We start from the raw sequence: 18,146 nt of genomic DNA on the forward strand, positions 1-18,146 counted from the left end.
TTCTATCTTCTTGGCTTTCTCTGAATTTTGAGGTGAGGGTCTTACTGCCCAAAAGTAGCGGGATAAAAAAGCACCTTCTAGAAGGTGCTTTTTTATGTTAGAAAATGATTCGCTGTGACATAAAAGAGTCCGCCGTTTATAACTTGCATGGTAATACGCGGTTCATATTGTTCTTGCAATGCTTGTTTTTCTACCTTGTAGCTTTCTGGTAATTCATCACTTTCCTCGTAAAAGCGATTTAATAGTTGTAAATCGTGATTCCAACGCACTCTTGCTTCTTCAGCCCATGTGTGATCGTCTGTCCCAATGACATTTTTCATTGCTTCTTCAATTCTAGATAACCCGCTTTGCGGTTTAATAATAGGTGTTAATGTAAAACAAAAATCAGGGATTTTTGGTGTTAAACGAAGTGCTGATAATGCTTCATGAAAATTTGTAATCATCGTACCAGAAATAAGATGGATACCAACGGAATACAGCATGTCTTTTTTTCGATCACATTGATAGGAGACTTTTATATTGATGCCAAGCCAAGGATGAAGCGGGGTGCTTACCTGTCCATTAGAATGAACCTCTTCAAATAAACGAATGTAAGCACCTAATTCCTTTGTAGCTTGAAAAATTTGGTGTAAGCGCGGAGAACCATAGTGAATGAACTCGCCTTCTTTCTCCTCATGTTCTGGATCGGTAATGAATGTAAGACGCATCGGGTTTGGTGTTCCGCCAGTCTTCTCAAGATAATGCCAGTAAAATGGACGGTTCATCAGTAGCTTGTCCATACTGATTGTTAGTTGTACGTCTAGTAAATGTGGAAAACGCTGCAAAATTTCACAGCTATTTGCCTCGAAAAAACAACTTAAATAACTATGAATTTCATGTTGCTGCATAACCACGCACCTCAGTTTCATTTCGTTTTGCAAATTCAATAATGGATGTCAAGTTTTCCATTTTTATTCGGATTTCTCCTTCACTTTTGGAATGTGCAAAAATATCTTGAATGTGCGCATCAATATTTTTCATATTAATTCTTGTTAAAATTTCATCTAAATCGCCAATGACACGCTCAAATAAGTTAATTTTTTCATACAGCAGTTTTAAAATATGTTCTTCTACTGTATGTTTCGTTGCCAAATTATAAATATGAACATCATGCTTTTGTCCAAGACGATGAATACGTCCGATTCTTTGTTCCAGTCGCATCGGATTCCAAGGAAGATCATAGTTAATCATATAATTGCAAAACTGTAGATTAATTCCTTCGCCGCCTGCTTCTGTAGCAATCAATACTTGTGCATGATTTTGAAATAATTCTTTCATCCAATCTTTTTTACCGCGTTTAAATCCGCCGCGAAATGGTACAGACGAGATGCCATGCTGCTTTAAAAACCATTGTAAATACATTTGAGAAGCACGATATTCTGTAAAGATTACAACTTTATCATTAATTTCTTTAATAATTTCTAATGTTTTATTTGCTTTTGAGTTGGAAGAAATACAATTAATTTTTTCCATCAACACATCTATGTATGGATCTAGTGTATATTGTTCATTTTCTTTTTGACGCTTTTCTACATGTTTTTTGAGTGAGAAATAAACAGCTTCTCGGCTGCTGCATGCTTCTCGCTTTAATGTTAAAGCAGAAAATGCAGAAGTAAATGCATCTTGCCTTTTCCACCCTTCAATTGCATCGTATAAGGCTTTCTCTTGTTCATTGAAATCTACAAAAAGTGTATGAACGTGTCGTTTTGGCCATTCAATGCCAGTGTCATGCCGGCGGTTCCGTACCATTACCTTATTGATAAGCTCTTTTAAATGTTCATCTGTTTCAGCGCTGCGATTTTTAGAGGCATAGTATTCTTCAAAATTGGATTGATTGCCGAGATGGCCAGGTTTTAATAATGAGACAAGATTAAAGATTTCATCAATGCGATTTTGAACAGGTGTTGCTGTAAGTAATAAACAAAACTTTTTCTTTAATAGTTGCGCAAATTCATAGTTTTTCGTTTTATTGTTTTTTAGTTTATGTGCTTCATCAATAATAATGAGATCGTATTCTAAATTTAAAACAATGTCACGATGCGGAGAGCGCTTTGCTGTATCGATGGAAGAAACGATAACGTCAGCTTGCTCCCAGGAGTAACTTTTTCTTTGTGCGACAGCTGGAATGAAAAATTTCGTATTCAATTCATATGCCCATTGTGAAACGAGTGAAGCAGGTACAAGAATAAGCACTTTTTTCACAAGACCGCGCACCATATATTCTTTTAAAATAAGTCCGGCTTCAATGGTCTTTCCAAGACCAACCTCATCTGCTAAGATTGCTTTTCCATTCATTTGTTCAATGACTGTTTGTGCTACTTCTAACTGATGTGGAAGTGGCGTGAAGTTAGGTAAATGCTTGGGTGCCTGTAACCCGTCAAATGTTGGAATGAGAAGGGACTGTTCAGTTTGATATGCTAGATGAAATAGTTCCCAATTTGTCCACGGGCCATCTTCTTCTATTCGTTTTAAGAAGTTTTCTTGCCAAGAACGATCTATTGAAATTTCGACATTCATGGATAAAATCTCACCTTCTATAAATTCTAAATTATTTTTTTAGCTAGAATATTGATGAAACGACTCGAAAAATGTTAGGATAATGATGTGAAATGTGTGGAATCTTTCGTATTTTATCCAAGAAAGTACTTTTTTATTTACGCTTTCATAAAAAAATAGTGTGAGATTCCGTATATCCCATCTTTTCAGAATTAAAAATGTTTAGATATGGGAAGCCAACTTTTATTGATTTGTCATAGACAGCGTAAGGGGGAGAGAACATGATTACATTACAACGTACACCGCTATTTGATGTATACGCGAAGTATGGTGGGAAGACAATTGACTTTGGTGGTTGGGAATTGCCAGTTCAATTTTCGAGCATTAAAGAAGAACACGAGGCTGTTCGTACAGCAGCAGGTCTTTTTGATGTGTCTCACATGGGAGAAGTAGAAGTAAAAGGTGCAGATAGTTTAGCATTTTTACAACGTGTAGTTACAAACGACGTTTCTATCTTAAAGGTAGGCGGAGCACAATATACGGCAATGTGTTACGAAGATGGTGGTACAGTAGATGATTTATTAATCTACAAACGTGGGGAAGAAGACTATTTATTAGTAATCAATGCATCAAATATTGAAAAAGATTACGAGTGGTTAGCGTCTCATGTAAGCGGTGATGTGCAAGTAGTCAACGTTTCTAGCGAAATTGCACAACTTGCAATTCAAGGACCAAAAGCAGAAGACATTTTACAAAAAGTTGTGTCAGAAGATTTGAAAGAAATTAAGTTCTTTAAATTTAAAGATAATGTTCTTGTAGATGGTGTAGAAGCCCTTGTATCTCGTACAGGTTACACAGGTGAAGATGGCTTTGAAATTTACTGTAAGAGCGAAGATGCTGCAAAGCTTTGGGAGAAACTTCTTGAAGCAGGAGAAGAAGATGGCTTAAAACCATGTGGTTTAGGAGCTCGTGATACCCTTCGTTTTGAAGCAACACTTCCACTTTATGGTCAAGAGTTATCGAAAGATATTACACCAATTGAAGCTGGAATTGGCTTTGCAGTAAAACCAAATAAAGAAGCAGATTTCTTTGGAAAAGAAACTTTAAAGGAACAAAAAGAAAACGGTGCACCTCGTAAATTAGTCGGTATCGAAGTAATTGAGCGTGGTATTCCGCGTACTCATTATCCAGTATATGTAGGCGATGAAAAAATCGGGGAAGTTACAAGTGGTACACAATCTCCAACGTTAAAGAAAAGCATTGGTTTAGCGCTAATTGATGTAAAATATGCAGCAATTGATACAGAAGTTGAAATTGAAATTCGTAACAAACGCGTCAAAGCAGTTGTCGTTCCAACACCATTTTACAAACGTTCAAAGTAACGGGGAGAGGGGTAGATTTCATGTTGCATCGTTATCTTCCAATGACAGAAGAAGACAAAAAAGAAATGTTACAAACGATTGGTGTGCAATCGATTGATGAATTATTTTCTGATATTCCAGCAAGCGTTCGTTTTCAAGGGGATTTAAATATTAAACCAGCAAAATCAGAACCAGAACTTTTAAAAGAACTGTCTGAGCTTGCTCGTAAAAACGCAAACTTAAAAGACTATGCTTCCTTCCTAGGAGCAGGTGTATATGATCATTATGCACCAGTAATTGTTGATCATGTTCTTTCTCGTTCAGAATTTTATACAGCTTATACACCATACCAACCGGAAATCTCACAAGGGGAATTACAAGCAATTTTTGAATTCCAAACAATGATTTGTGAATTAACGGGTATGGATGTAGCAAACTCCTCTATGTATGACGGAGGTACAGCGTTAGCAGAAGCGGCAATGCTAGCAGCAGGTCATACTCGTAAAAAGAAAATTCTTGTTTCTAAAGCGGTGCATCCAGAATCAAGAGCAGTACTTGAGACATATGCAAAAGGTCAACATCTTGAAGTTGTTGAAATTGATCATAAAGACGGTGTAACAGATTTAAACGTATTACAAAGTGAAGTAGACGACACTGTCGCTTGCGTAATCGTACAATATCCAAACTTCTTCGGACAAGTGGAGAAATTAGCTGATATTGAAAAAATTGTTCATCAACAAAAATCATTATTTATCGTTTCTTCAAACCCATTATCACTAGGTGCATTAACACCACCAGGAAAATTTGGTGCTGATGTTGTCATTGGTGATGCACAACCATTTGGTATCCCAACACAGTTTGGTGGACCACACTGCGGTTATTTCGCAACAACGAAAGCATTTATGCGTAAAGTTCCAGGACGTCTTGTAGGACAAACTGTGGATTCAGATGGTAAACGTGGCTTCGTATTAACATTACAAGCTCGTGAACAACATATTCGTCGTGATAAAGCAACATCTAATATTTGTTCAAACCAAGCATTAAATGCATTAGCAGCATCTGTTGCGATGACGGCACTTGGAAGACAAGGTGTAAAAGAAATGGCACGTCAAAACATTTCTAAAGCACAATATGCAAAACGTCAGTTTGAAGCAAAAGGGTTCACAGTAGCATTTGCTGGACCATTCTTCAATGAATTTGTTGTAGATTGCAAACGTCCAGTACAAGAAGTAAATGATGTATTAGTACAAAAGAATATTATCGGTGGTTACGACTTAGGCCGTGATTATAAAGAATTAACAAATCATATGCTTCTAGCTGTAACAGAGCTACGCACAAAAGAAGAAATTGACACACTTGTAAACGAAATGGGGGCTATCCAATGAAGAACCAAGATCAAGCACTTATTTTTGAAATGAGTAGAGAAGGACGCGTAGGATATAGCTTACCCCAATTAGATGTAGAAGAAGTAAAATTAGAAGATGTGTTTGAGAGTGCGTATATTCGTACTGAAGATGCAGAGCTTCCAGAAGTATCAGAGCTTGATATTATGCGTCATTACACAGCACTTTCAAATCGTAACCATGGTGTGGATTCTGGATTTTATCCACTAGGATCTTGTACAATGAAGTACAATCCAAAAATCAATGAAAACGTGGCACGATTCCCAGGATTTGCACACATTCATCCGCTTCAAGATGAAAAAACAGTGCAAGGTGCAATGGAATTAATGTATGACTTACAAGAACATTTAATTGAAATTACAGGTATGGATACTGTTACACTTCAACCAGCAGCTGGTGCACATGGGGAATGGACGGGATTAATGTTAATCCGTGCATACCATGAAGCAAACGGTGACCATAACCGTACAAAAGTTATCGTTCCTGACTCTGCACATGGAACAAACCCAGCATCTGCAACAGTAGCAGGTTTTGAAACAATTACAGTAAAATCAAATGAAAACGGTCTTGTTGACTTAGAAGATTTAAAACGTGTTGTGAACGAAGAAACAGCAGCACTTATGTTAACAAATCCAAATACACTTGGTTTATTTGAAGAAAACATCTTAGAAATGGCACAAATCGTTCATGATGCAGGTGGTAAATTGTACTATGACGGTGCAAACTTAAATGCAGTATTAAGTCAAGCGCGCCCAGGAGATATGGGATTTGACGTTGTGCATTTAAATCTTCATAAAACATTTACAGGTCCGCATGGCGGCGGTGGTCCAGGTTCTGGCCCAGTAGGTGTGAAAGCTGATTTAATTCCATTTTTACCAAAACCAATTTTAGAGAAAACAGAAAATGGCTATCACTTTAACTACGATCGTCCACAAGCAATTGGACGCGTGAAACCATTCTATGGAAACTTTGGTATCAACGTTCGTGCTTATACGTACATTCGTTCTATGGGTCCAGACGGATTACGTGCAGTAACAGAATATGCTGTATTAAATGCAAACTATATGATGAGAAGATTAGCTCCATTTTATGATCTTCCATTTGATAGACATTGCAAGCATGAGTTTGTTTTATCTGGTCGTCGTCAAAAGAAACTTGGCGTACGTACGCTTGATATTGCGAAACGTCTGCTTGATTTCGGCTACCATCCACCAACAATTTACTTCCCATTAAACGTGGAAGAATGTATCATGATTGAGCCGACAGAGACAGAATCAAAAGAAACATTAGATGGCTTTATCGATAAGATGATTCAAATTGCAAAAGAAGCAGAAGAGAATCCAGAAGTAGTTCAAGAAGCGCCGCATACAACAGTAATTAAGCGTCTTGATGAAACAATGGCAGCGCGTAAGCCGATTTTACGTTATCAAAAACCATCTATGGTACAAGTTTAATCATCAATAAAATATTTTGGAGAGAACTCGCTATAGGCGAGTTCTTTTTTATATTGCCGAATAAGGTATCAGTACCTAAAAAAGATGTTATAAAATTGCGGGTTTTATGTAAGATTGAAGAATTCTCATACTTTCTCAACATTTTTGTTGAAAAAGTCCCTTTGATAAAATTGTGTATTTTTGTTAGAATTTTAATGAAATTAAAGTGAATGAGAAGCAAAAATGTCAATTTTTCATACATATGTGAAGAAATGAACAAGGGGATGAAAAAGATGGGCTATAAGCGTTATAGGATGGTGTACCATTTAGAAAATGGTGAGATGATTAAGGATATTAAAGAGTTTTATTACCAAGATACAGAAAAAATGTTAGAGAGAGTGAAGCATCACGTATTAGATAATAAAAGTGTAACCGCAATTGATAGTAAAGGAACACTTATTCCAATCGCTTGTCATGACATAGTGAAAGTCGAGTTAGACCATTTACAGGAAAGTTAGTCTTGAGTCATAGGGGAGAATTCGTTACAATAAATGAGTAATTTAGAGAGGAGTTCGTTATGGGTAGTCAAAGACATTTTTACATGTTTATTGTTGCTTTTTTACTTGTTACAGTATTAACGGTATATTTAATTATTGATAGCCACTGGTACAATACAGTACATCCAGCAGTTCTTATTTTTATGTATGTCGGGATTGCTGTTGTTAGTTTTGGGATGAGAGATGAGATGTTAAATCGCTTTGAGAAGTAATACATATATGAAAGACCAACAGGAAATTGTTGGTCTTTTTTTGTTGCCTAAAATAGGAGAGTGTGTATATACTGTGGAGGGAAATAAGGGTATTGTTATTTTCAAGTATATGGTTGAAATAGAATTTGGATTTGAAGACATAGAGTTTATAAGTTCTACGATTGCTAGTAGCAATGGAGCTTGTAGTGATTTATTTAAGTTTAGTCATCCCAATTTCCTTTGTGTTTGGACATCAAAAAGCACGTTTGATCAATTTTAGTTTGTATGAAATTATATGAGCAGAAAGATATATAAAGTGAAACTTCCATCAGTGGGAGTTTACTGCCCACGAATAGCGGGATAAATGGGAGGATGGAATTATGAAAATCATGGGGACCTTCTTCATAATAGTTGGATTGCTATTCATTATTGGAACAGGGCTTGGCGTTACACTTCATTTTATTCCTACTCACATATCAGTCCCCACTTGTCTTATATTCGGCACTGTTTTCATGACGACAGGAAATATAATGAGAAACAAAGAAAATCGTACGTTATAGAAGGTATCTCATTACGAGACACCTTCTTCAATGAAGCAAATTATGTACAACAAATTTATAAACTGACACCATACTTGGTGAATAAACAGGCACGTTATACGTATGCAGTACTACACTAAAAAACACAACACATACAATAAAGACAAAAAATAGTAGTAAAATATGCTTATGTACAGAAGTTTGCATATAATCAGCTCCTTTTTGGTAGTATGTGCAAAGGAGGAAATTATATGAAAAAAGACAGTTATTTCTTGTCAGAAGAACTGTCTTTTGAAAAGAATTTATTCCAAAGTTTCGCGATACTCCAAATGATGATAATTCCAATTGAAGCGATAATCGACCAAGCAAAGGAAGCTACTTCAAGAGCCATGTTTGGAATAAAAGAGATGATTAAAAATGCTTTATGGAATAACCATTCTGCAATATGGAATATAGATTGCAATAAGAGTGCAACTGCAATCATGATTCCTGTCATAATTTGTTTTCCTCTTTTTTTCCACACAGCATTCACCTCGTTAACTCATTAATTTTAAGCCAACTGCACCGCATAAGATGCAGCTTAAGAAAGCAAGGCGGCGCCAATCAGCGGATTCACGGAAAATAAGAATACCAAGCAGTGCACTTCCTGCAGTTCCGATTCCCGTCCAGATTGCGTAAGCCGTTCCCATTGGCAGTGTATCCATTGCGAGGGATAAGAAGAAGAAACTTACTGCAAAGTTGGCGATTAACATAAGTTTTGGCATCCAGCCTTTTTTTTCATTGGCTATCTTCATAAAGATAACACCAGTAATCTCACATATACCAGCAATAATTAAAAATAACCATGCCATGTTTATGCAGCCTCCTTCTCTACTTGTTCACCTGTTACTCGTTTTAAACCAATAACACCAACGAAAATTAAACCGATCAATAAGATTTTTACAAGCGAAAATGGTTCGCCAAAAACAAAAATTTCTGTTAGCACAATTCCTCCAGCTCCGATTCCTGTGAAAACAGCATACACAGTCCCTACCGGGAGTTTTGCATAAGCTTTAAATAAAAGGAAAAAGCTAATACCGATTGCCATCGCTACACCAATCCATTCCAGTGGTGTTGTTGCATGTTTTAAACCAATTACCCATACAATTTCAATGATTCCTGCTATAACAACATAAATCCATTCCATCATTTATTCTCCTTCCTACCAGTCGTTAGGTATAGGGCCGGAAAATGACGCATTGCGTCTGCAATCCGTCAGCTTGACAATCCGCGCCAAAATACTTTCCAAGATGCGTATAATCGATTTTCAAATGGCTGTATTCCAGCAAATAAAAATTCAACCATTAATCCGTCAATTAAACATAAATAAGCTGCAACAGCTTCTGTTACTTCAATGCTACAAAGTTCTTTCTTTTCTTGTGCCTGTTCAAATATAGGTACTAAAAGCTGTCCGATGTTTTCGATGTATGCATTTGCTTTTTCGACAATTTGCTCACGAAAGGCATCTGGTGGAAAAAACGAAGTGCGTAACCAAAACATTGTTTCAATACTTTCTTGAAAGCGATGGCCATAATTTTTAAGAAGACGAAATAAAAAGTCTCCAAAGGGAGTTTCTTCTGAATTCTTCACATACTGTTTAAAGAATTCAAGATCTTTTTGTAAAGATTCTTCTAAGCAAATAAAATATAGCTCTTCTTTTCCCTTAAAATGTGCGTATATTGACGGCTTCTTAATACCAACATCTTGTGCAATGTTTGCTAGTGAAGTTCCTTCATAGCCATAGCGTGCAAAGTGTGATAATGCTACAGCTTTTATACGGTTTGCTGTCATGTTCATCCCCTACCTACCGTTCGTTAGTTAAATTATAAGATGAAAAAAATATATAGTCAAGGAGGACAATTATACAAAATTGAACAGTGTAAGCTCTAATAATAGGGGCTTTACACTGTTCCTCGTTCAATTAAACGAAACGGTAACTCTTCAGAAGTCCCTGTAATTTGTTCCTGTTGTACTTGTTCATAAAATAAGGAAAAAGCACGATTTCCCATTGCTAAGCCAGGATTTTCAATTGTTGTTATCTCTAACGCTTCAGAAATAGGATGGTTATCAAATCCTAAGATTGCTAAATCCTCTGGTACTCGCAGTCCTTGTTTTTTTGCTTCTGTTAGTAATCCAGCAGCAACTTGATCGCTTGCAGCAAAAAGAGCGGTAGGACGATTTTTCATCGTTAGTATGCTTTGAATGACATTCGCACCGTCTTGAATACTATAGCATTGGTAAAATTGCCAGTCTGTCTGTGCGCGTTTTCCAGCTGCACGAAGCGCATCAAAAAAGGCTTGCTCACGTTGCTTTGTACTCACACTTTTTTCACGTGCTAAACAAAATCCAATGTGTTCATGTCCGTTTTGTAATAAATATTCTGTCCCAATACGGAAGCCGTCATAATGATTAACATAGACAGAAGATATAAGCGGATGCAGCAGTTTTTCACACGAAATGATAGGGGCAAATTTTGCGTAAGGTTCAATGGCTTCCCATGAGCTCGTTCGGGAACAAATAATCATACCATCAAATTGTTTCATTTTCATCATTTCAAGGACACGCATTTCTTCAATGCTATCGTAGTTTGTTTGACAGAGATTAATGCGGTATCCAGCTTCAAGTGCTTTCGTTCCAACCCCTTCAATAAGTGTGCTAAAGTACGGCAGATTAATAAAAGGAAGCATAACACCAATTGTATGTGTTTTCCCTTTAAGAAGATGAACGGCATTTACATTTTTAGCATAATTCAATTCTTCAACAGTTTCTAGGACGCGTTTTCGTTTTTCTGCACTGACATATGGATGGTCATTTAAGACGCGTGAAACAGTCGTAACGGAGACTCCAGCCGTTTTCGCGATTTGTTTTATATTTACCATATGTTTCACCTCTATTTCTATTATACAAGAAAAAGGTAAGAGAAATCTTGTAAAACTCTTGACATGAAAAGCGTTTCATACTCTATTTTGTTAATAACGCTTTTTGCTATTCGCGTAACGATTATATTCGGCGTGAGAATAGGGAAAGCGTTTTTGTCAAATTGTGTGAGATAAACGAGGAAAGTTTTCAAAGGTGGAACAGTAAGAAAAAGAGAATATGAACATAACATACGAAAGCTTCAATTGTATCTTGATAGAAAAGAGAACGTTGAGAAAGGGCGGATACACATTGAAAAAACGGGTGCTCTGTTTCGTATTTTCTAGTATGGTGTTAAATGCATGTTCTTTTCAGCAAACGATGGTCGAGGAAAAAAAATTTGCAGCAAGTTTAGAGGCAAGTGAAGATATGATGTCTGATCCAGTATCGGTACAAGCTGTAAAAAACGTTCTTCCGTTTTCGTTTCAAACACCATCATATTTACCGTATGAGTCAAAAGATAATCCAAAAGCAGTAGTTCGAAAAATGGGAAATAAGCGAATTGCCCTTGATATTAAATATGAACGACGTGAAAAAAACATGAAGGATTATATTGAATTAACAGTTGCCAATTTCTCATATAATTTTCCTTTTGTTGTAGAACAAAATCATTTTCAGGAGCAAGTAAAGCTTGAAAATGGCATAACAGCTTATTTTAAAAGTAGTGACGGAGAAATGGATGGAGAAGACATTGCGACGCTCACTTGGAAAGAAGAGAAAGTAGAATACCAGTTGCTGTACCGAAATGTGCGTGATCAAAATAGTGAAGATGTAAAGAAAAATTTAACGTATATCGCTAGTAAAATGGAATGAAATAGCTAGCTTGTGATAGACAAGCTAGCTATTTATTATGAATTTTTCTTTTTCACTTTACCAGACCAAGTTTTAAAGCCGCCTTGCAATTGATAAAATTCTTTGTAACCGTGCTTCTTTAAAAACTGTGCTGCGCGTCCTGTTCGGAAACCATTTTGGCAATACATATAAATCGGTTGGTCAGCACGTAATTCTTTGTAACGAAGGCGTAATTGTGATACCGGAATGTTACGTGCTCCTAAAATATGCCCAGCATTATATTCGTCCGCTTCACGAACATCGATAAGTTGTGCTTTACGATATCCAGTGCGAAATTCTTCTTCCGAAAGTGTTTTAATTAATTTCTTTTGATAGAAATACATCCATACAGAGTAGCCGATAAATCCTACGATTATGGCTAGTAAAATAATAACATTTGTTGACACGATTGTATCGCTCCCTTTTTTCTTATCCTACTTTCAATATTATAATGCCCATATGTATTTATGCAACAAGTTCATTTTGTATTAGAAGAAATTTCGTATTCTTTCACAAATTTTGTCGAATTTGATAGACTAGAGAATGTGAGAAAAATTAGTTATATGAGGTGTGGGATGGAAAAGGAAAAATGGTGTTATATAAATTCTGGTAAATGCTCTCCAGCGTTTAATATGGCGTTAGATGAATGTTTATTAAATTGGCAAAGTGAAAAGGAAATGCCGCCAACAATTCGTTTTTATGAGTGGGAAGTTCCGACGTTAACAGTGGGGTATTTCCAACGTGCTTCAAAAGAAATTGATATGGATGCAGTGAATAGAAATGGTTTTGGATTTGTACGCCGTCAAACGGGTGGGCGAGGCGTTCTTCACGATAATGAATTGACATATAGTGTAATTGTATCTGAAGATCATCCAAGCATGCCGAAAACAGTGACAGAAGCATATCGCGTCATTTCGCAAGGTTTATTAGATGGATTTAAAGAACTAGGCTTAGAAGCGTATTTCGCAGTACCAAAAACGGCAGAGGAACGTGAAAATTTGAAAAATCCGCGTTCAGCAGTTTGCTTTGATGCTCCGTCATGGTATGAAATCGTTGTAGAAGGGCGCAAAATTGCTGGAAGTGCACAAACTCGTCAAAAGGGAGTTATTTTACAGCACGGATCGATTCCATTAGAAATTGATTTAGATACGCTGTATGATCTGTTTCTGTTTCCAAATGAACGTGTAAAAGAACGTATGAAAAAAATGTTCTCTTCTAAAGCAATTGCAATTAATGAATTAACAGATCGTACATTTACAATTCAGCAACTTATTGATGCATTCCACATTGGATTTGAGAAAGGATTAAATGTGGAACTTGTTCCGTATCAGTTAACAGAGGAACAATTGCATGAAGTGGAAACATTAGCAAAAGAAAAATATGAAAGTGATGAATGGAATTATAAGAAATAAGGAGATGGATGTCCATCTCCTTATTTTTATATTGTTGAGAGCTTTCCAGCAGTGATGATGAGAAAACGGACTGATGGAAATTTCGCTTTATCATTTATAATAAATTTAATACTTTCTCTACTTTAATTCCTTTTTGCTTTAGTGAACGTAAACGATTTACAACATCCATAATTTCTGCATCAAATGCTACCGATATTCCTTGTTTTTGTAACTCACCTTTTAAGTTCTCGATAGAATCGTCTACATCCATACCAAGTTCATAATCTTGACATACATCCACAGCTTGCTTTACAAGACGAACATACTTTTCTTGTAATTCAGAGTTTGGTTGATTTGTTGCAGGTTGTTTAGCTGTAACTACTGGCTGTACTGGAGTTGACACAGTTACTTCTTTTTGCACTGGAGTAGGTGCAGTTACATCTTTTTGTACAGGAGTTGGTGTAGCTTTAACTACAGGTTCTGGACGCACCGGCTTTGGAATTGGTGTTGGAGTAGGTGCAACATTTACCACTGGTTTTGTTACAGGTGTAACTTCTTTTGAAGTTTCAACTACTGTCTCTTTTTTTGGAGTAGGTGTTTCGACAACTGATAGTGTATTGTCTTCTAATTCTGTCATTTCTTCTTTCGTTTCTTTACTCCACATAACGCGTTCGATTTGCAGTGAAACATTGTTTTTTTTCATTGCGCTTAATGTCACTTTACCAACTTCGGCATTGCCAGTAAAATCGACAATTTTATAAATAACGCTTTTGTTCCAATCTACTTTTCCGCTCAAAAATAATTCTTCGTTACATTTTGGCGTTAAGCCCTCGATTTTAATTTCTGCGTTTACACCGTTTTCACTATATACCATAATTAGCGAAGCATTCACATCTTCGTCTGCTAACATTAGTTCACGTACCATTTTGCCGGTGCGCACCTGTGTTTTCTTCTTAAGTGACATCAAATTTCCCCTCTCAAAAATTTAGTAATAATAAAAAATCGTATAACGAAAAATAATTGCTCACGAAGAAATATGATACCGATAATAAAAGCATCACGTCAACAATTTACTTTAATTATTTTGTATTTTTCTTTTTTGTTTATGTTATTTTTCTTTTTGTAAATTTAGACAAACGAAAAACAGTCCTGAAAAGAACCGTTAAAACCTTGAGACTTTAAATAAAAATTTAGATATCGTAAAGAAGAAAAGGGCCAATGCGGTACCTTGCCACATTATTAAGTGATAGGATAGATACTCTTGCTTTTTTAGGTTAATATTTAAGAATGCAGATGAATAAAAGTGGAAAAGTTTGAACTGCGTTTTCATACAGTCTTTCGTTTATACTAAGAAAACGATAAGGTGGCTATTGTGAAACTGCCCGTAAAAGTCCGATTGGTTCAACTAACTATCAGTGGGGGATGAAGTCCCCCACTGATAGAAGTTTCACTTTATTTACAAACAATCGGGGGTTATATTCATAAATATTTTCCGAATGCTGAAATTCAATATTTTACATGATAGAACCCAAGCTATGTATGTGGGTTCTATCATGTGTTGGGAAAATGGGCTTGTTTCCACCCTTGTCACGATATCCTTTCTGTTGTATCATTTTATTGATTGCTTAGTGCGGAATATATAAACTGAATTGGATGGAGGAAACCGATGCCTACTCCTAGTATGGAAGATTATATCGAACAAATTTATTTGTTAATTGAAGAAAAAGGATATGCCCGTGTATCTGATATTGCCGAAGCGCTTAGTGTACATCCATCCTCTGTAACAAAAATGGTACAAAAACTTGATAAAGATGAATATCTAATTTATGAAAAATATAGAGGACTTGTATTAACATCAAAAGGGAAAAAAATTGGTAAGCGCCTTGTCTATCGTCATGAATTGTTAGAGCAGTTTATGCGTATTATCGGTGTAGATGAAAGTAAGATTTATAATGATGTAGAAGGAATTGAACATCATTTAAGCTGGGAAGCTATCGATCGTATTGGCGATTTAGTGCAGTATTTTGAACAAGATGAACTTCGAGTTGAGAAGCTTCGTGGTGTTCAAAAGGCAAATGAGGAACAGGCGCAGTAAGAGAGGGAACTGAGGAACAGTTTCCTTTTTTGTATGTAAAAAAGAGAGATTGGTGCACAGCATAGAATATATATACTGATTATTTGCGTAGGAAGAGGATATGTTGAAAGCGATTGTGTTTGACTTTGACGAAATCCTTGTTTTTGAAACGCATCATTTACGTTTACATTCTATGAAAGATAAAAGTTATTGAACATATTAGGCAAAAAGAAAGACCACACTTCTCTAAAAGGAAGCGCGGTCTTTCTTTTTGCCTTTTTTTCCTTCAATAACTGTTAAGTGAGATTGCTTTCGTTTGCGTCTTAGAAAGGAAGCATTTCCTTTTTTTCCTTTAGCATCGGAAGCATTTTTCTTTAACAAATTTTTGCTTAGGGGTGTTACATTCTGTTTTCCATATTTTCGGTTCGATTGTTTCGCAGCACGTTTGTAGGAAGATTGTGAGTTATTAGCTGAACCGCTTGAACTCGTAAGCATCTTATAAAGCAAATAAAAGACACCAACAACAATGAGCATTATCGCAATGTTTTTTACAACTCCCATTGGATTTTCAATTGTGAATGATACAAGGCTAAATACCGCTAACCCAACAATTATAACAAATAGAGCGAACATAAATGAGCGACCCTTCATAAGGAACACCTCCTAAAAAGAAAGATATTTTAATTAGTTTATTAACGAAAGGCAAAGGAGTTGAATAATATTACGAAAAAGTTATTGTTGTCCTTCTTCTAGACGCAGTAGTTCTTCAAAAGATGCAATTGCTACTTCAACTTGATCATCTGTTGGTTCTTTCGTTGTTAACAGCTGAAGCCACAGACCAGGGTATCCTAATGTGCGGAGTACTGGAACGCTTCGCAAGCTGTTTGTAAATTGAAGCACTTCAAACGAAATACCTAGCACTACAGGAATGAGCAAAATACGATTCATAAGGCGAACCCAAAGAGGATCTGTTGGAACGAGAAAATATACAAACATCCCAATAATAACAGTAAATAAAATGAAGCTACTGCCGCAACGATAATGGAGACGGGTTTGTTTTTGTACGTTTTCTACTGTCAATGGGAGATTATTTTCATAAGCATTAATCACTTTATGTTCCGCCCCGTGATATTGAAATACACGTTTAATAAGTGGAGTCAGTGAAATAAAGTAAATATAGCTGAGTAATAATACAAGCTTAATGATACTTTCGACAATGATTTGCCCAGCATGAGATGGGAAAACGGGTCTTGTCAATTCTGCTAAAAGCGCAGGAACCGCAGTGAAAATCACTTTTCCGAAGATAAAGGATAAGACCCCGACTGCCGCAACACTAAGTATCATCGTTAGCTTCGACTGTTCTTCTTTTTTTTGTACGAATTGTTCATCATCTGCGGGATGTACATCAAAGCGTTCTGTAGCGAAGTTTAAATGCTTTGCCCCATTTGCACTTGCATCAATAATTGCCGCGATGCCGCGTAGAAATGGAATTTTTTTAAACATAGATGATACTTTATTACGAACACGAGGTAATCGATAAAATTCGATAGACTTATCTTTACGACGAATCGCTGTAACAGTATATTCTCTACCGCCAAACATAACTCCTTCTACTACCGCTTGACCGCCGTAGATTTGTTTTGTCTTCTCTGTCATGTCAACACCAACCTGTATTTGTTTTTCTCTTATCAGAAAAGAGGTAGCGACTCTAGGTGTTGTCATTATATTACATGACAACACTACAGTTTCCTTTATTTTATCGACAAAAGCGTACTTCTGACAAGGAAAATCAACAGGTTAGTCAGACATTTCCTATTCTTTTTATAGACAAGTTCTGCAGTATTTAAACATGCTTTAAATTAGTTTCGGACATACTAGTAGGCGGAGGTGTGGATGTGAAACAAGAACAATCTGTCACGAAAAAAATAGTTCAAATTGGTGTGTTTGGAGGTTTGTTTTGGGGAGCTGTTTGGTACTTTCTCAATTTTTTTTCCTTCACTGAGGCGGGCCCAAATTATTTGCTGCTCCCGTTTGCACTTGGAAATTGGAAAGAAGGTGTATGGGGAAACGTAGCGGGAATTGTGTGTATGGGAATACTTTCAATTATTGTGGCTTTTATATATAGGGCAGCTTTGAGTAAGTTTGAAGGTGTGATTCCAGGTGTTATATACGGTCTTATATGGTGGGGAATATTATTTTTTGTGATTGGATCTGTTGCACCTGTCATAAGAAGTGCGTTGGAAATGCCTAGGACAACCATTATAACGACAGCATGTATTTTTATTTTATATGGTGTTTTTATTGCATATTCTGTTTCGTTTGAGGTGAATAACGAAAAGGGTTATAGGGAATGAGGAAAAGACAAACTATTCAAATAAGTGAGAGGTATGGTAAAATGTTATATAGACATTTTTTTTATTAAGGAGTTAGGTATATGAATAAATTGCTCCTCGTTAACGGGCCTAATTTAAACCGCCTCGGTGTGAGAGAGGTTAATGTGTATGGTACGGGAACATTAGCATCGCTAGAAATAGATATGAAACAACAAGCAGAAAGTTTGGGAGTGGAGCTAGAGTGTTTCCAATCCAATCATGAAGGTGCCATTATTGATATCATTCATGAGGCTGAGGGTACATATAAAGGAATTATTCTAAATCCCGGAGCATTTACGCATTATAGTTATGCAATTCGTGATGCGATTGCGAGTGTTTCGATTCCTGTTGTTGAGGTGCATATTTCAAATATTCATCAGCGCGAATCGTTTCGTCATGTATCTGTTACGGCACCGGTCACAGCAGGACAAATTGTAGGATTTGGTTTGTATGGCTATCACTTAGCGTTACTTGCATTATTGGAGAAAATCGGGGAGGCATAAT

The 18,146-nt window shown here is 36.4% G+C and carries 23 protein-coding genes and 1 pseudogene; 12 read left to right on the plus strand and 12 right to left on the minus strand.

Annotation, left to right across the window (positions count from 1 at the left end; genetic code table 11):
• Positions 1-92 precede the first annotated feature (92 nt).
• A complete protein-coding gene (locus AB1279_RS06540) occupies positions 93-887 on the minus strand; it encodes a YqhG family protein (RefSeq protein ID WP_429753890.1) in 795 nt (264 codons plus the stop codon).
• On the minus strand, positions 874-2,556 hold the full coding sequence (locus AB1279_RS06545) for a DEAD/DEAH box helicase (protein WP_429753891.1): 1,683 nt from the start codon (positions 2,554-2,556) through the stop codon (positions 874-876). Before AB1279_RS06545 ends, AB1279_RS06540 begins: the two co-directional genes overlap by 14 nt.
• Before the next feature lie 260 nt (positions 2,557-2,816).
• On the opposite strand from AB1279_RS06545, the gene gcvT reads away from it, so the two are divergent.
• From gcvT to AB1279_RS06580, 7 genes are all read left to right on the plus strand, one after another.
• On the plus strand, positions 2,817-3,917 hold the full coding sequence (gcvT, locus tag AB1279_RS06550; RefSeq protein ID WP_429758213.1) for a glycine cleavage system aminomethyltransferase GcvT: 1,101 nt from the start codon (positions 2,817-2,819) through the stop codon (positions 3,915-3,917).
• A 20-nt stretch (positions 3,918-3,937) separates the two neighbouring features.
• The gene (gcvPA, locus tag AB1279_RS06555) at positions 3,938-5,281 is read left to right on the plus strand and encodes an aminomethyl-transferring glycine dehydrogenase subunit 1 (protein WP_429758214.1); all 1,344 of its coding nucleotides are present in this window, start codon (positions 3,938-3,940) and stop codon (positions 5,279-5,281) included.
• Positions 5,278-6,753 carry an aminomethyl-transferring glycine dehydrogenase subunit 2 gene (gcvPB, locus tag AB1279_RS06560; protein WP_429748346.1) on the plus strand — a complete coding sequence of 492 codons (1,476 nt, stop codon included), beginning with the start codon at positions 5,278-5,280 and terminating at the stop codon, positions 6,751-6,753. The genes gcvPA and gcvPB overlap by 4 nt, the downstream gene beginning before the upstream one ends.
• Positions 6,754-7,025: 272 nt before the next feature.
• Complete coding sequence (locus tag AB1279_RS06565; protein ID WP_098307696.1) at positions 7,026-7,250, plus strand: DUF3929 family protein; 225 nt, start codon at positions 7,026-7,028, stop codon at positions 7,248-7,250.
• Positions 7,251-7,309: 59 nt separating this feature from the next.
• Positions 7,310-7,501 carry a hypothetical protein gene (locus AB1279_RS06570; RefSeq protein ID WP_098307694.1) on the plus strand — a complete coding sequence of 64 codons (192 nt, stop codon included), beginning with the start codon at positions 7,310-7,312 and terminating at the stop codon, positions 7,499-7,501.
• Positions 7,502-7,508: 7 nt separating this feature from the next.
• Positions 7,509-7,760 carry a hypothetical protein gene (locus AB1279_RS06575; protein WP_429758215.1) on the plus strand — a complete coding sequence of 84 codons (252 nt, stop codon included), beginning with the start codon at positions 7,509-7,511 and terminating at the stop codon, positions 7,758-7,760.
• A 100-nt stretch (positions 7,761-7,860) separates the two neighbouring features.
• A complete protein-coding gene (locus tag AB1279_RS06580; RefSeq protein ID WP_429758216.1) occupies positions 7,861-8,040 on the plus strand; it encodes a hypothetical protein in 180 nt (59 codons plus the stop codon).
• 27 nt (positions 8,041-8,067) lie between these two features.
• Here AB1279_RS06580 and AB1279_RS06585 read toward each other — a convergent pair whose 3' ends face one another.
• From AB1279_RS06585 to AB1279_RS06610, 6 genes are all read right to left on the minus strand, one after another.
• Positions 8,068-8,226 carry a hypothetical protein gene (locus AB1279_RS06585; RefSeq protein ID WP_429753894.1) on the minus strand — a complete coding sequence of 53 codons (159 nt, stop codon included), beginning with the start codon at positions 8,224-8,226 and terminating at the stop codon, positions 8,068-8,070.
• A 58-nt stretch (positions 8,227-8,284) separates the two neighbouring features.
• Positions 8,285-8,542, minus strand: coding sequence for a DUF3975 family protein (locus AB1279_RS06590; RefSeq protein WP_429758217.1), 258 nt, complete (start codon positions 8,540-8,542; stop codon positions 8,285-8,287).
• Positions 8,543-8,555: 13 nt separating this feature from the next.
• Complete coding sequence (locus AB1279_RS06595; protein ID WP_429711828.1) at positions 8,556-8,870, minus strand: DMT family transporter; 315 nt, start codon at positions 8,868-8,870, stop codon at positions 8,556-8,558.
• A 2-nt stretch (positions 8,871-8,872) separates the two neighbouring features.
• Positions 8,873-9,205, minus strand: a complete 333-nt coding sequence (locus AB1279_RS06600; protein ID WP_429753897.1) for a DMT family transporter — start codon at positions 9,203-9,205, stop codon at positions 8,873-8,875.
• Between the two features lie 68 nt (positions 9,206-9,273).
• The gene (locus AB1279_RS06605; protein ID WP_429758218.1) at positions 9,274-9,855 is read right to left on the minus strand and encodes a TetR/AcrR family transcriptional regulator; all 582 of its coding nucleotides are present in this window, start codon (positions 9,853-9,855) and stop codon (positions 9,274-9,276) included.
• A gap of 104 nt (positions 9,856-9,959) precedes the next feature.
• Complete coding sequence (locus AB1279_RS06610; protein WP_429758219.1) at positions 9,960-10,937, minus strand: LacI family DNA-binding transcriptional regulator; 978 nt, start codon at positions 10,935-10,937, stop codon at positions 9,960-9,962.
• A 325-nt stretch (positions 10,938-11,262) separates the two neighbouring features.
• Between AB1279_RS06610 and AB1279_RS06615 the strand changes: the two genes are divergently transcribed.
• Positions 11,263-11,787, plus strand: a complete 525-nt coding sequence (locus tag AB1279_RS06615) for a DNA polymerase III subunit delta (protein WP_429761314.1) — start codon at positions 11,263-11,265, stop codon at positions 11,785-11,787.
• A 35-nt stretch (positions 11,788-11,822) separates the two neighbouring features.
• Here the strand turns inward: AB1279_RS06615 and AB1279_RS06620 are convergent, their stop codons facing one another.
• Positions 11,823-12,212 (minus strand): rhodanese-like domain-containing protein, encoded by a 390-nt coding sequence (locus AB1279_RS06620; protein ID WP_429753900.1) that lies wholly within the window; start codon positions 12,210-12,212, stop codon positions 11,823-11,825.
• Positions 12,213-12,380: 168 nt separating this feature from the next.
• On the opposite strand from AB1279_RS06620, the gene AB1279_RS06625 reads away from it, so the two are divergent.
• Complete coding sequence (locus tag AB1279_RS06625; RefSeq protein ID WP_429753901.1) at positions 12,381-13,217, plus strand: lipoate--protein ligase family protein; 837 nt, start codon at positions 12,381-12,383, stop codon at positions 13,215-13,217.
• Positions 13,218-13,311: 94 nt separating this feature from the next.
• Here AB1279_RS06625 and AB1279_RS06630 read toward each other — a convergent pair whose 3' ends face one another.
• Positions 13,312-14,160, minus strand: coding sequence for a hypothetical protein (locus tag AB1279_RS06630; RefSeq protein WP_429758220.1), 849 nt, complete (start codon positions 14,158-14,160; stop codon positions 13,312-13,314).
• A 702-nt stretch (positions 14,161-14,862) separates the two neighbouring features.
• Between AB1279_RS06630 and mntR the strand changes: the two genes are divergently transcribed.
• Positions 14,863-15,291, plus strand: a complete 429-nt coding sequence (mntR, locus tag AB1279_RS06635) for a transcriptional regulator MntR (RefSeq protein ID WP_336481617.1) — start codon at positions 14,863-14,865, stop codon at positions 15,289-15,291.
• Between the two features lie 225 nt (positions 15,292-15,516).
• Here the strand turns inward: mntR and AB1279_RS06640 are convergent, their stop codons facing one another.
• Together AB1279_RS06640 and AB1279_RS06645 are read right to left on the minus strand one after the other, a co-directional pair.
• A complete protein-coding gene (locus AB1279_RS06640) occupies positions 15,517-15,921 on the minus strand; it encodes an SA1362 family protein (RefSeq protein WP_429753903.1) in 405 nt (134 codons plus the stop codon).
• Positions 15,922-16,002: 81 nt separating this feature from the next.
• Positions 16,003-16,926: a DUF1385 domain-containing protein gene (locus AB1279_RS06645; protein ID WP_429758221.1), complete on the minus strand. Its 924-nt coding sequence runs from the start codon at positions 16,924-16,926 to the stop codon at positions 16,003-16,005.
• 239 nt (positions 16,927-17,165) lie between these two features.
• Between AB1279_RS06645 and AB1279_RS06650 the strand changes: the two are divergent.
• Positions 17,166-17,652: pseudogene (locus AB1279_RS06650) on the plus strand (YqhR family membrane protein).
• Between the two features lie 52 nt (positions 17,653-17,704).
• Positions 17,705-18,145 (plus strand): type II 3-dehydroquinate dehydratase, encoded by a 441-nt coding sequence (gene aroQ / locus AB1279_RS06655; RefSeq protein WP_429753905.1) that lies wholly within the window; start codon positions 17,705-17,707, stop codon positions 18,143-18,145.
• The last annotated feature ends 1 nt before the right edge of the window (position 18,146 follow it).

The organism is Bacillus sp. S14(2024) (assembly GCF_050473785.1).
Taxonomy (GTDB): domain Bacteria; phylum Bacillota; class Bacilli; order Bacillales; family Bacillaceae_G; genus Bacillus_A; species Bacillus_A yunxiaonensis.